Here is a 12,398-nt window from a genome sequence, read left to right on the forward strand (position 1 = left end):
GAAGCTTGCCATGTTAAGTAGAACTGCCTCGGATCTGTACTGGATGTCGCGTTACCTGGAGCGGGCGGAAAATCTCGCACGGATGCTCGATGTCAGCTATTCGCTGTCGCTGATGCCGCAGGACGGTCGCGGCGACGGTCTGCACGAACTGGCCATGCCGCTATTGATCACCGGCACCCTCGACGATTATCTGGAGCGTCACGGCGAACTGCACGCCGAACGCCTGCTGCACTTTTTCGCCCTTGATGCGGCCAACCCGGCGAGCATCTACAGCTGCCTCGGTGCGGCACGGGCCAGTGCGCATGCGGTGCGTGGACGGATCACTGCGGACATGTGGGAAAACATCAACGCCACCTGGCTGGAGATTCGCGGCATTGCCGAACAGGGCCTCAGCCGCTACGGCATGAGCCGTTTCTGCGAGTGGATCAAGGAGCGCTCGCACCTGTTCCGTGGTGCGTCCTACGGCACGATCATGCGCAACGATGCATTCCGCTTCATTCGTCTGGGGACGTTTATCGAGCGTGCGGATAACACGCTGCGCCTGCTCGATGCACGCTACGAAATGGCCGGCGATCAGGCCGAGGCCGTCAGTGACGGCACCGCCCACGCCTACTATCAATGGAGTGCGCTGCTGCGGGCGTTGTCGTCGTTCGAGGCCTACACCGAGATCTACCGCGATGCCCCCGGCGCCCGGCATGTCGCCGAGCTGCTGCTGTTGCGCGCCGATGTCCCGCGCTCGTTGCGCGCCTGCACCGAGGAGATCGACCAGATCCTCGCCCAGTTGCCGGGCGCCAACGGCCGTCCGGCACAACGCCTCGCCGCTGAGATGGACGCGCGTCTGCGTTACACCGGCATCAACGAAATCCTCGCCGAAGGCCTGCACGCCTGGCTCACCGAATTCATCCCGCTGGTGCGCCAGCTGGGCAACGCGATTCACAGTTCATACCTGGAGGCTGCATGAGACTTTCCATTAGCCACGAGACCACCTATCACTATGAAGATCAGGTGCGGGCGAGCATCCAGTATCTGCGCCTGACCCCGCACGACAGCGAGCGTCAGCACGTGTTGAGCTGGCAGCTCGACCTGCCGCGTCCGGTGCGTGCCCAGCTCGATCCGTTCGGCAATATTCTGCATGTGCTGACCATGGACGAGCCGCACGAAGCGATCATCATCGGCGCCCGGGGGCAGGTCGATATCGACGAATTGCGTGAGGCCGAGCATGAGAGCCAGTCGGCGCTGCCGTTCTTGCGCTTCACCCGTTTGACCGAGGCGGACGAGGCGCTACGGGCATTCGCGGCAAGATCCTGCAAGCAGCGGCGTGATCGCACGGCGCTGATCGACCTGATGCACGGCTTGAATCAGCACATGACCTACACGCCGGGTTCGACCGAAGTCGACACCAGCGCCGCCGAAGCCTTCGCCGGGCGCGCCGGGGTTTGCCAGGATCACACCCATGCATTTCTGGCGTGCGCACGCAGCCTGGGGATTCCGTCGCGGTATGTGTCGGGTTATCTATACAGCGAGGACGCCGAGCACCTGGCCAGTCACGCCTGGGCCGAAGCGTGGCTGGATGACGCCTGGTACAGCTTTGATGTGACCAACCAATTGGCCCGACCGGAGCGGCACTTGAAACTGGCGGTGGGCCTGGATTATCTGGACGCCTGCCCGGTACGCGGCATGCGCCGGGGCGGCGGGAGTGAGCAGATGCATGCGAAGGTGTTCGTGTCGCCGACGCCGGTTATCTCCGTGCAACAACAGTAATTTGCTTCACACAAAACCCTGTAGGAGCGAGCCTGCTCGCGATAGCGGTCGTCAGTTTAAGGATCAGTGACTGACACTCCGCTATCGCGAGCAGGCTCACTCCTACAGGGGAATGTCGTCAGGGCTTAACCTTGCGCCCAGCCATGTGTTGCAAATAGCCGATCAACAACTGCAAATCCCTCTCCGGCAACACCTCTTCCGAAAACCCTGGCATCTTCGCCTGAGGCCACTGGCGCAAGCTCTGTGGATCGCGAATGTAGCGCTTGAGGAAATCGGCGCCGAAATACTCTGTGGGGTTATACGGAATGTTCAGGTCCGGCCCAAATTGCGCATCCCCCGCGCCGTTAAGGCGATGACAAGCCAGGCAGTTTTTCTGAAACAGGGCAAAACCCTGATTCACCGGGTCATTCGCTTTCAGCTTGGGATCCGGCAGCAGCGCGGGGAAGCGCTCGGCCACCGGCGCCATGCGCTTGATGCTCGCTACTTCGAACGGCCATTGCTCCGGGCTGATGTTGCCGGCCTGCGGGTCGGTCCACACCAGATAGAACGGCCCGGCGCTGTGCTTGCCTTCCGACAGCGGCGGCCACGGCTGGGCCGGGTCCTCAATCGCCAGCCACGCCCGCGCCCCTTTGCTGTTGAGCAGCGGTGCAGCACTCAATTCTGCGGCAAAACCGTCCAGCGCCACGGCTTGCAAGTGATCGTCGGGCTTGATGCCTGTGAGCAGCGCCGCCACAGGCACGACGCGATAAGTCATGTCCTTCTTGTAGGACACATCGTTCTTGATGGTGAGGGTTTGCACCTGCGGATGCTTGAGCAATTCTTCGGTCTGCCAGGTGCGACTATTCGCGCCCAGCTCCAGCGTGAGCTGCGCCGCAGACAAGGGCATGCTCAGCAGCAAGGCCCAGAACGCAATGAGCGTTTTCAAATGTTCGCCGTCCATGTCGTGGAAGTGCACAAAGGTTGGCACAGCCAAGCTGGCCCGGGTAGCGGGCCAGTCACATTTTCATTGGCGATAACGGGCGCCTGCCGCTTGAGTCAGCCAATCACCTTGGTCAGATTGGGCAAAATCAACAACAGCGTCGTGGCGAAAAGAATGAGTCCTGCTTGACGAACTTTCGGTTGTTTGAACATGGCTTGACCGCCTTTTTTGTTATTTCCTGATGTTTGCCTGCATATCCATGACGGCAAACGCTGCACTTCCTGTTGAAGGACGTCGGCCCCGGCAAAACCCGACGACCCTGACGTACATGTACTACCTTAGAGGCCGCGTCACGCTTGGCTTAGATCCATTTCATATGTATTAGCTGCCGTTTGCGATAAAAAACGCATGAGGCGTATTGCCAGCTTCTTCGCCGCCCGCTTGCTAGACAACTCGCTGACCTGAACCGGTTCACCTGCGGGTGGATGACCGTCCGTCTGAGCGTGCGCGTCAACGTCATTGAGCGCTGTGGTCATTGAATCCATGAGCGCTCGGGCCAACAGTGACACTACGAAATTTCACTCACCGCACAGGTTCGAGGACGTCATGACCCAAGCTTTGATTTTCGATGCGTTACGCACGCCCCGCGGCAAAGGCAAGGCCGACGGCGCGTTGCACAGCGTCAAACCGGTGAATCTGGTCGCCGGGTTGTTGACCGCGCTGCAAAGCCGCACGGCGCTGGACACCAGCCAGGTTGATGACGTCGTGCTCGGCTGCGTCACGCCGATCGGTGATCAAGGCTCCGACATCGCCAAGACAGCGGTGCAGGTGGCCGACTGGGACGTCAGCGTGGCCGGCGTGCAGATCAACCGTTTTTGCGCCTCGGGTCTGGAAGCGGTCAACCTCGGCGCGATGAAAGTGCGCTCGGGCTTCGAGGATCTGGTGGTGGTCGGTGGCGTCGAGTCGATGTCGCGGGTGCCGATGGGCAGCGATGGCGGCGCCTGGGCACTGGACCCGCAGACCAACCTGCACAGCCACTTTACTCCGCAGGGCGTCGGCGCCGACCTGATCGCTACCCTTGAAGGCTTCAGCCGCCACGACGTCGATGCCTACGCGTTGCACTCGCAACACAAAGCTGCGCGGGCGCGGGCTGACGGTTCGTTCAACAAGTCGCTGGTGCCGGTGCAGGATCAGAACGGCATCATCCTGCTCGACCACGACGAATTCATTCGCGCCGAATCGACGATGGAAGGCCTGGGCAAACTCAAGCCGAGTTTCGAAATGATCGGCCAGATGGGCTTTGATGCCACAGCGCTGCGGGTTTACAGCCACGTCGAGCGGATCAACCACGTGCACACGCCGGGCAACAGCTCCGGGATCGTCGACGGTGCGGCACTGATGTTGATTGGCTCCGAAGCCAAGGGCCGCGCGCTGGGCCTGCAACCGCGGGCGCGCATCGTCGCCACGGCGGTCACCAGCACCGACCCGACGATCATGCTCACCGGTCCGGCGCCGGCTACGCGCAAGGCTCTGGCCAAGGCGGGTCTGCGCGTGGAGGACATCGACCTGTTCGAGGTCAACGAGGCGTTTGCCTCGGTGGTGTTGAAGTTCATCAAGGACATGGCGGTGGACCCGGACAAGGTCAACGTCAACGGCGGCTCGATTGCCATGGGCCATCCGCTGGGCGCCACCGGTTGCGCGATCCTCGGCACCCTGCTCGATGAACTGGAAGCCCGGCGTCTGCGCTACGGCCTGGCGACGCTGTGTGTCGGCGGCGGCATGGGCATTGCCACCATCATCGAACGCCTCTGAGCCCCGAATTCAAGGAACCTTGTTATGAGCGAAGCCATTCGTTACGAAAAAGGCCAGGACGGCATTGTCGTCCTCACCATCGACATGCCGGGCCAGAGCGCCAACACCATGAACGCCGTGTACCGCGAGACCATGGGCGCCTGCGTTGCGCGGCTGGTGGCGGAAAAAGACAGCATCGCCGGGGTGATCATCACCTCGGCGAAGAAAACCTTCTTTGCCGGCGGCGACCTCAATGAGCTGATCAAGGTCGGCAAACCCGAAGCCAAAGCCTTCTATGACATGGTGCTGAGCCTCAAAGCGCAATTGCGCACTTTGGAAACCCTCGGCAAACCGGTGGTTGCGGCGATCAACGGCGCGGCGCTTGGCGGTGGCTGGGAAATCTGTCTGGCCTGCCATCACCGGGTGGCGCTGGACGATGCGGCGGTGCAACTCGGTCTGCCTGAAGTGACGCTGGGCCTGCTGCCGGGTGGTGGCGGGGTGGTGCGCATGGTGCGCATGCTCGGCATCGAAAAGGCACTGCCGTACCTGCTCGAAGGCAAGAAGGTGCGCCCGCAACAAGCGTTGCAGGCCGGTTTGATTGATGAGCTGGCGGCGGATCGTGACGAGTTGCTGGCCAAGGCCCGTGCGTGGATTGTCGCCAACCCGAGCGCGGTTCAGCGTTGGGACGTGAAGGGCTATCAGATCCCCGGCGGTACACCGTCGAATCCGAAAGTCGCACAGATGCTGGCAATTGCGCCGTCGATCCTGCGCAGTAAAACCCAGGGCACGTTGCCGGCTCCGGAGAAAATCCTCTGCGCGGCGGTGGAGGGCGCGCAGGTCGATTTCGACACTGCGCACCTGATCGAAACCCGTTACTTCACCGAACTGACCACCGGGCAGATCTCGAAAAATCTGATCGGCACCTTATGGTTCCAGCTCAATGAGATCAACGCCGGTGGCTCGCGTCCTCAAGGATTCGCGCCTTACGTCACGCGCAAGGTCGGCGTGCTCGGTGCGGGCATGATGGGTGCCGGGATCGCTTTCGTCAGCGCCTCGGCCGGCATCGACGTAGTGCTCAAGGACATCAATCTGGCGGCGGCCGATAAGGGCAAGGCTCATTCGGCGGCGCTGCTCGACAAGAAAGTCGCCCGTGGGCAGATGACGGCTGAAAAACGCGAGGCGGTGCTGGCGCGGATTCAGACCAGCGAAAGCGATGCCGATCTGGCGGGTTGTGATCTGATCATCGAGGCGGTGTTCGAGGATCGCGAACTCAAGGCCAAGGTCTCGTCGGCAGCGCAAAAAATAGTGGGTTCTGGTGCAGTGATTGCCTCCAACACTTCAACCTTGCCGATCACTGGACTGGCGACCGCAGTACCCGATCAGAGCAAATTCATCGGCCTGCATTTCTTCAGTCCGGTGGACAAAATGCCGCTGGTGGAAATCATCAAAGGCGCGCAGACCAGCGCTGAAACCCTGGCTCGGGGTTTCGACTTCGTTCTGCAGATCAAGAAAACCCCGATTGTGGTCAACGACAGTCGCGGCTTCTTTACCTCGCGGGTGTTCGGAACCTTCACCAATGAAGGCATCGCCATGCTCGGCGAGGGCGTGAGCGCGCCGATGATCGAGACCGAAGCGCGCAAGGCCGGGATGCCGGTCGGGCCTCTGGCGATCTCCGACGAAGTTTCCCTCAGCCTGATGAGCCATATCCGTCAACAAACGGCCAAAGACCTGCAAGCGGAAGGAAAACCGCTGATGGAACACCCGGCCTTCGCCGTGATTGACTTGCTGCTCAACGAATACAAGCGTCCGGGCAAAGCCGCCGGCGGTGGATTCTACGATTACCCGGCGGGTGGTCAGAAGCATCTGTGGCCGGAGTTGAAGACGCGCTTCGAGAGGGCCGACGGGCAGATTTCACCCAAGGATGTGCGTGACCGGCTGTTGTTCGTGCAGGCCCTCGAAACCGTGCGCTGTGTAGAGGAGGGCGTGCTGACCTCGACGGCGGATGCCAACGTCGGCTCGATCTTCGGCATCGGTTTTGCGCCGTGGACCGGCGGTGCGTTGCAGTTCATCAACCAGTACGGGGTGCAGGACTTCGTCGCGCGCGCGCAGTATCTGGCCGAGCAGTACGGCGAGCGCTTTGCGCCACCGGCGCTGCTGCTGGAAAAAGCCGCGAAAGGCGAGCTGTTTTAAGTGATCGGGTGAACGCTGCGGGGCTTGCCTTGCCGGGGTGTTTCAAGGCAGGCTCTGGGGTGTTCATTATTCCCATCACGTGTCAGGTATTTTTTATGTCGCTACGCATCTGCATTCTGGAAACCGACATCCTGCGTCCGGAACTGGTCGATCAATATCAGGGTTACGGGCAGATGTTTCAGCGCCTGTTCTCGCAGCAACCGATTGCCGCCGAGTTCACCGTGTACAACGTGATGCAGGGCGAATACCCCAGCGACGATCAGACCTTCGATGCGTACCTGGTTACCGGCAGCAAGGCCGATTCGTTCGGCACCGACCCGTGGATCCAGACCCTCAAGCAATACCTGCTGAGCCGCTACGAGCGTGGCGACAAACTGCTCGGCGTGTGCTTCGGCCATCAATTGCTGGCGCTGCTGCTGGGTGGCAAGAGCGAGCGTGCCACTCAGGGCTGGGGCGTCGGCACCCACAACTACAAACTGGCGGCGAAGGCGCCGTGGATGAGCCCGGTGCGTGAAGAGCTGACGCTGCTGATCAGCCACCAGGATCAGGTCACCGCACTGCCGGAAAACGCCACGGTGATTGCCTCCAGCGATTTCTGTCCGTTTGCTGCGTACCACATCAACGATCAGGTGCTGTGCTTCCAGGGCCACCCGGAATTCATTCACGACTATTCGCGAGCGCTCTTGGATCTTCGCCAGGAAGCGCTGGGTTCGCAGATCTACTCGAAAGGTGTGGCCAGCCTGGAGCAGGAGCACCATGGCACGACGGTAGCGGAGTGGATGATGCGCTTTGTGGCGCACAAGCCAGAGGCCGAAGCGATTTAAGACCTGACATTTACCTATGTGGCGAGGGAGCTTGCTCCCGCTCGGATGCGCAGCAGCCGTAATTTACGGCAACTTGATGTCTGTATGGGCGCGCTTCGCGCCCCAGCGGGAGCAAGCTCCCTCGCCACAGGACTACAACCATCCCGACTTCTTGAAACTCGCCCACAAACTTACACACCCCACCGTGATAAACCCCAGCACGGCGAAATAGCCGTAGTGCCAGCTCAGCTCCGGCATGTTCTGGAAGTTCATCCCGTAAATCCCCGCCACCGCCGTCGGGAACGCCAGAATCGCCGCCCACGCGGCAAACTTGCGCTGCACCACGCTCTGCCGCGAGGCCTCAAGCAGCACGCCGATCTCGATGGTCTGGCTGGCGATATCCGCCAGCGTGGTCAGGTCTTCCATCTGCCGGGTGACGTGAATCTGCACATCGCGGAAGTACGGGCGCATGTTCTTGTCGATAAACGGGAAACTCAGCTTCTGCAGTTCCTCACCGATTTCGACCATTGGTGCCGCATACCGGCGCAGACGCACGACATCGCGGCGCAAGCCATGGAGTTTCTGAATGTCACGCTCATTCAACGCGCTACAGAGCACGTTGCGCTCGAGCTCATCGATCTCGGCGTGGATCGCTTCGCCCACCGGCTGGTAGTTCTCGATCACGAAATCAAGCAGCGCATACAGTACGAAATCTTCCCCATGCTCCAGCAGCAACGGACGCGCCTCACAGCGTTGGCGGACATGGGCGTAGGACGCCGAGTGACCGTTGCGGGCGGTGATGATGTAACCCTTGCCGGCGAAGATGTGGGTCTCGATGAACTGCAGCACGCCGTTCTCACGGATCGGCGAATAGGTGACGATGAACAGCGCATCGCCAAAGGTTTCCAGTTTCGGCCGGCTGTGTTTTTCCAACGCATCTTCGATTGCCAGTTCGTGCAGGTTGAACTGGCGTTGCAGGTTGGCCAACTCCTGAGCGTCCGGCTCCTCAAGGCCAATCCAGACGAAATGGCCGGGCTTGGCGGCCCACGCGGCGCCCTCATCGAGAGCGATATTGGAGACTTTCTTACCCTCGCTGTATACCGCAGCAGCAACAACTCGACCCATGGTAGTGATTCACTTCTTCTTGGCAGATGGCGGGGAATTCAACGGCGTCAGCTTAGCCGTGTGCTGCTTGAGAGTCAGCGAAATCTGTACAGTTCACCCGGCAAAAGAAAACCCGCACGAGGCGGGTTTGTTTTTCATGCAGCTTGCAGTTGCTGATCCATTGCGGCGATGCATTCACGCATCTGTTCGCGGCACTGGCTCATAAGCATGGGCATGTCATCCATGGTCAGTCCTGCTGTAGGAATCGCCGGCAGCGAGCGTATGAGGATTTTCCCGCTGCGCCAGCTGTTCAGGCGCATGTGCTTGATGTAGCTGCTGACGCACACCGGCACGATCGGCACTCCGGCGGCGATTGCCATCTGGAACGCGCCTTTTTTAAACGGCAGTAGTTCTTCACCAAGGTTGCGCGTGCCTTCCGGGAATACCCAGATCGAGGTGTCCTCGTGTTGCAGGGTGTGGGTCGTGGTAAGCATCGACTTGCGCGCCTTGTGCGCGTTCCCACGATCGATCAACACGTTGCCCGCGAGCCAGAACAGTTGCCCGAACAGCGGCACCCATTTCAGGCTTTTCTTGCCGATGCAAACGGTCCGGCGCGGTACCACGTTGCCGAACACGAACAGGTCGTAGTTGGACTGATGGTTGGCAACGATCACGCAGCTGTCGGGCTTGTTCATCAGCGGGCCGACGTCGGCTTTTACCCGCAAGCGCAGAATGCACATGGCTGGAAGCGCGTAGAGGCGGGCGCAGAGACGACTGTTGTCCGGGTTGAAGGGACGGCACAGACCAAGGATCACTCCCAGCACACCGGCCAGGACAAAGTGCAAGCCCATCAACAACATACGCAACAAAAACAGCATTTTCAGGGCCTGCCTGGACAAAAGGTGGCGCAGTGTACGGATGTGCACTGTTTTCGGCAATTGCTGCTATAGAGTCCGGAGATAGGCGATGTTTAAGCGCATGTTTCCGAGTTGATCGTCAGACGCGTCCTAGAGCTGTCGGCGGATGATCAACCGAACACGCAAGAAAAAGCCCGACACGACGGTCGGGCTTTTCTTCGGCTCGGGAAGCGTGGGCTCAGCCCAAGTGCTCCTGATCCTGGATGATCGCGTTGTCGAGGGCTTCAAGCAGCGCCTTGCGCACTTTGAGCTTGGTGTTCTTGTGCGCGTTCATGTTGATTTTCTTCAACTGACGCGCCGCCGCCAGCGCAGCGCCTTGCAGCTCTTCGGCAGACACCACCTTGTCGAGGAAGCCGGCATCCACTGCGCTCTTGGGATCAAACATCTCGCCGTTGATCACTGAGCGGTGGAACGCCGAACGACGCAGGCGATCACGCGCCAGCTCGATGCCGGCGTGGTGCATGGTCATACCGATCTGCACTTCGTTCAGACCGATGGTGAACGGGCCATCGACACCAATGCGGTAGTCGGCGGACAACAGAATGAATGCGCCCTTGGCAACGGCATGGCCCGGGCAGGCCACGATCACCGGGAACGGGTGGGAGAGCAGGCGACGGGCGAGGGTCGAACCCGCAGTCACCAGTGCCACGGCTTCTTTAGGGCCGGCGGTCATCACCTTCAAGTCATAGCCGCCAGACAGAATCCCCGGCTGACCGGTAATGATCACAATGGCACGATCAGTCACCGCCTGATCCAGCGCCGCGTTGAACGCCGCAATCACGTCCGGGGAAATGGCATTGACCTTGCCGTTGTTCAAGGTCAGGGTCGCGATACCGTCTTCGAGGTGGTAGGCAATCAACTCACTCATGACGCTATTCCTTGTAAGAAAGATGGGCAGACGTTACCCACCGCCGTAGGCCAGGTAAAGCGCTGTGACTGACTCGCTGGTCACCCTTGACCGCCCGATGCGCCGCAGCGCACCACATGGCTGACACCTTTGCGTCTATATAGAAGGGCCGCGCCCACCGAAGATTGGCCGGATCGCCATGGCCGATTGCTGGCGGAAACGACTTTTTCTCTTAACCGCATGAAAATTCTGAAAAAAAGTTTGCCATCAGAAAAGCTTTCGACTACATTAGCGCGCCTCGACAGACAGAACATGTTTGAAGAGATACGGTGAAGTGTCCGAGTGGCTTAAGGAGCACGCCTGGAAAGTGTGTATACAGGAAACTGTATCGAGAGTTCGAATCTCTCCTTCACCGCCACATTCAGTAAACGCAAACCCCTGATTTTCCTAGAGAAAGTCGGGGGTTTGTGGTTTTTGGCGTCTGTAAATCAGCCCTATGGGAACAATAGGGGGCGGGCGCTTCATTTCTTTGTAAAAAGCAGTCTCCGCCAAGAAGGCTCTGGCGTTTCCAATAAAGCGAGAAATATTCGCGCTTCACCGGTTTCCTTTGTTTGTGAATCTGCGCGATAGTGGCTTTTTGTTATCGCCTTCAGGATGAACTGCTTGCCTGAACGCTTATTGGCAGTCCAACGCAGGGAAGTGCAGTGAAGACAGTTGTCACCATGGTTCTATTTTTGATGTTGTGCGGCTGCGGTTCTGACTCTCGCAGTTCTGCGCCGACACTCTGGACAGATGGCATCATGCTGGAGCAGAAGAAGGTCACCGTCGATGATCAGCATGCCAAGGTTGTCATGCAGGCAGCGGGCGATACGGTCAATCCGGTGGATTTTGAAGTGGTCAGAGGTAATGATCCGGATCAACGTCCCGATCATCTGGGGACAGTCGTCAAACCGTTTCGCAATAAAGTCGGCGCATGGTTCAGTCGTCTCGATAGCGCGGTCTTCAAACAGTTTCCCCAGCTTGAAATGCAGGCCGATCCCGGTCAGACGCTACTCGTGAGCGGTTCATCGACGGTCAAAAGTCAAACTCCGGCGCCAGGCTATCTGACGCTTTACAACGAAGACTATGTATTCAACCAGTCGAAGAACAAGTATGAGAAAAAGCTGACCGCCAATCCGACGGTCTCGTCGTATTACACCTGCGGGCCTGTCACCAGTACCTTTATTCCCGAGAAGCAGAAAGTTTATCTGGCGGAGTTTGTCTTCGTGGATCGTGGGGACGGATGTGAACTGCAGATCTACGACATTACACAACCCGAACTACGTCTCCCGATCGTTGCCATCAAAGGCGCGCTACCCTCGTCGGACAGGTCCTTCCACTCGCCATAAGCTGTGTCAGAAAGCTGCCTGATCGCTGCTCGGCGAGATTTCGCGCAGACCTTGGCGAGCTTTGCCAAAAGGCGAGTGTTGTTGCAGATCTGGAAACTGCCCCGTAGCGGAACCATTTTTGAATGGTGGTAGTTACAATCGCCAGATTTTCTGCCAGTTAAAAGGACGGCTTTCATGATTATTTCCACCACACATTCCATCGAAGGCCGACAGATCACCGCGTACCTGGACATTGTCAGCGCGGAGTCGGTGCAGGGTGTCAATGTGATCCGTGACATGTTTGCCGGCATGCGCGACTTTTTTGGTGGGCGCTCTCAGACGCTCGAGCGGGCATTGAAAGAGGCGCGGGTTCAGGCGACTGACGAGATCAAGGAGCGGGCGCAGGCGTTGCAAGCGGATGCGGTGGTTGGGCTGGATTTCGAGATCAGCATGCCAGCGGGCAAGGGCGGTATGGTTGTCGTGTTCGCGACGGGCACCGCGGTCAAGTTGCGTTGATGTAGTTGCCGTAGCCCGCGAGCCCATTCAGTTGATGAATGGGTTTTTTTCTGTCGATCAGCCACGTGGTTTGTTGATGTAAGCCACGAGTGTCTGAGGTCGCTGGCGCGTTTAATCGATGTAGGCCATTCGTCGGGCATCAGTCGATCTGAACCACAAGTCCAGTAATGACCGGCTAGTCTC

General features: G+C 59.3%; 11 protein-coding genes and 1 tRNA gene. 8 read left to right on the top strand and 4 right to left on the bottom strand.

Annotated elements, in window-relative coordinates; translation table 11 throughout:
* Window positions 1-10 precede the first annotated feature (10 nt).
* Window positions 11-961 carry an alpha-E domain-containing protein gene (locus AC27VU_RS05960; protein ID WP_007960702.1) on the top strand — a complete coding sequence of 317 codons (951 nt, stop codon included), beginning with the start codon at window positions 11-13 and terminating at the stop codon, window positions 959-961.
* On the top strand, window positions 958-1,761 hold the full coding sequence (locus AC27VU_RS05965) for a transglutaminase family protein (protein ID WP_045122354.1): 804 nt from the start codon (window positions 958-960) through the stop codon (window positions 1,759-1,761). Before AC27VU_RS05960 ends, AC27VU_RS05965 begins: the two co-directional genes overlap by 4 nt.
* 118 nt (window positions 1,762-1,879) lie before the next feature.
* Here the strand turns inward: AC27VU_RS05965 and AC27VU_RS05970 are convergent, their stop codons facing one another.
* Complete coding sequence (locus AC27VU_RS05970) at window positions 1,880-2,701, bottom strand: c-type cytochrome (protein ID WP_488723706.1); 822 nt, start codon at window positions 2,699-2,701, stop codon at window positions 1,880-1,882.
* A 585-nt stretch (window positions 2,702-3,286) separates the two neighbouring features.
* On the opposite strand from AC27VU_RS05970, the gene AC27VU_RS05975 reads away from it, so the two are divergent.
* The 3 genes from AC27VU_RS05975 (at window position 3,287) to AC27VU_RS05985 (ending at window position 7,485) form a co-directional block, all read left to right on the top strand.
* Window positions 3,287-4,492, top strand: a complete 1,206-nt coding sequence (locus AC27VU_RS05975; protein ID WP_045122355.1) for an acetyl-CoA C-acetyltransferase — start codon at window positions 3,287-3,289, stop codon at window positions 4,490-4,492.
* 24 nt (window positions 4,493-4,516) lie between these two features.
* Window positions 4,517-6,661: a 3-hydroxyacyl-CoA dehydrogenase NAD-binding domain-containing protein gene (locus AC27VU_RS05980; protein ID WP_488723656.1), complete on the top strand. Its 2,145-nt coding sequence runs from the start codon at window positions 4,517-4,519 to the stop codon at window positions 6,659-6,661.
* Window positions 6,662-6,756: 95 nt separating this feature from the next.
* Window positions 6,757-7,485 carry an amidotransferase gene (locus tag AC27VU_RS05985; protein ID WP_488723657.1) on the top strand — a complete coding sequence of 243 codons (729 nt, stop codon included), beginning with the start codon at window positions 6,757-6,759 and terminating at the stop codon, window positions 7,483-7,485.
* Window positions 7,486-7,617: 132 nt separating this feature from the next.
* Here the strand turns inward: AC27VU_RS05985 and AC27VU_RS05990 are convergent, their stop codons facing one another.
* The 3 genes from AC27VU_RS05990 to AC27VU_RS06000 all read right to left on the bottom strand — a co-directional run bounded on the left by AC27VU_RS05990 (window position 7,618) and on the right by AC27VU_RS06000 (window position 10,353).
* Window positions 7,618-8,589 (bottom strand): magnesium and cobalt transport protein CorA, encoded by a 972-nt coding sequence (locus AC27VU_RS05990; RefSeq protein WP_003223238.1) that lies wholly within the window; start codon window positions 8,587-8,589, stop codon window positions 7,618-7,620.
* A gap of 134 nt (window positions 8,590-8,723) precedes the next feature.
* Window positions 8,724-9,446: a lysophospholipid acyltransferase family protein gene (locus AC27VU_RS05995; protein ID WP_003223239.1), complete on the bottom strand. Its 723-nt coding sequence runs from the start codon at window positions 9,444-9,446 to the stop codon at window positions 8,724-8,726.
* Window positions 9,447-9,663: 217 nt separating this feature from the next.
* On the bottom strand, window positions 9,664-10,353 hold the full coding sequence (locus AC27VU_RS06000) for a crotonase/enoyl-CoA hydratase family protein (RefSeq protein WP_488723658.1): 690 nt from the start codon (window positions 10,351-10,353) through the stop codon (window positions 9,664-9,666).
* A gap of 307 nt (window positions 10,354-10,660) precedes the next feature.
* Here AC27VU_RS06000 and AC27VU_RS06005 point away from each other — a divergent pair.
* The 3 genes from AC27VU_RS06005 to AC27VU_RS06015 all read left to right on the top strand — a co-directional run bounded on the left by AC27VU_RS06005 (window position 10,661) and on the right by AC27VU_RS06015 (window position 12,215).
* Window positions 10,661-10,750: transfer RNA gene (locus tag AC27VU_RS06005), tRNA-Ser, on the top strand.
* Window positions 10,751-11,036: 286 nt separating this feature from the next.
* A complete protein-coding gene (locus AC27VU_RS06010) occupies window positions 11,037-11,720 on the top strand; it encodes a hypothetical protein (protein ID WP_400506703.1) in 684 nt (227 codons plus the stop codon).
* Window positions 11,721-11,894: 174 nt separating this feature from the next.
* Window positions 11,895-12,215 (top strand): YbjQ family protein, encoded by a 321-nt coding sequence (locus AC27VU_RS06015; protein WP_003223244.1) that lies wholly within the window; start codon window positions 11,895-11,897, stop codon window positions 12,213-12,215.
* Window positions 12,216-12,398 lie beyond the last annotated feature (183 nt).

The sequence above is a fragment of the Pseudomonas sp. 14P5.3.2 genome (genome assembly GCF_057799175.1).

Coding starts and splice junctions, on each gene's coding strand:
- AC27VU_RS05960 (WP_007960702.1), top strand. CDS start 11: ATGTTAAGTAGAACTGCCTCGGATCTGTACTGGATGTCGCGTTACCTG.
- AC27VU_RS05965 (WP_045122354.1), top strand. CDS start 958: ATGAGACTTTCCATTAGCCACGAGACCACCTATCACTATGAAGATCAG.
- AC27VU_RS05970 (WP_488723706.1), bottom strand. CDS start 2,701: ATGGACGGCGAACATTTGAAAACGCTCATTGCGTTCTGGGCCTTGCTG.
- AC27VU_RS05975 (WP_045122355.1), top strand. CDS start 3,287: ATGACCCAAGCTTTGATTTTCGATGCGTTACGCACGCCCCGCGGCAAA.
- AC27VU_RS05980 (WP_488723656.1), top strand. CDS start 4,517: ATGAGCGAAGCCATTCGTTACGAAAAAGGCCAGGACGGCATTGTCGTC.
- AC27VU_RS05985 (WP_488723657.1), top strand. CDS start 6,757: ATGTCGCTACGCATCTGCATTCTGGAAACCGACATCCTGCGTCCGGAA.
- AC27VU_RS05990 (WP_003223238.1), bottom strand. CDS start 8,589: ATGGGTCGAGTTGTTGCTGCTGCGGTATACAGCGAGGGTAAGAAAGTC.
- AC27VU_RS05995 (WP_003223239.1), bottom strand. CDS start 9,446: ATGCTGTTTTTGTTGCGTATGTTGTTGATGGGCTTGCACTTTGTCCTG.
- AC27VU_RS06000 (WP_488723658.1), bottom strand. CDS start 10,353: ATGAGTGAGTTGATTGCCTACCACCTCGAAGACGGTATCGCGACCCTG.
- AC27VU_RS06015 (WP_003223244.1), top strand. CDS start 11,895: ATGATTATTTCCACCACACATTCCATCGAAGGCCGACAGATCACCGCG.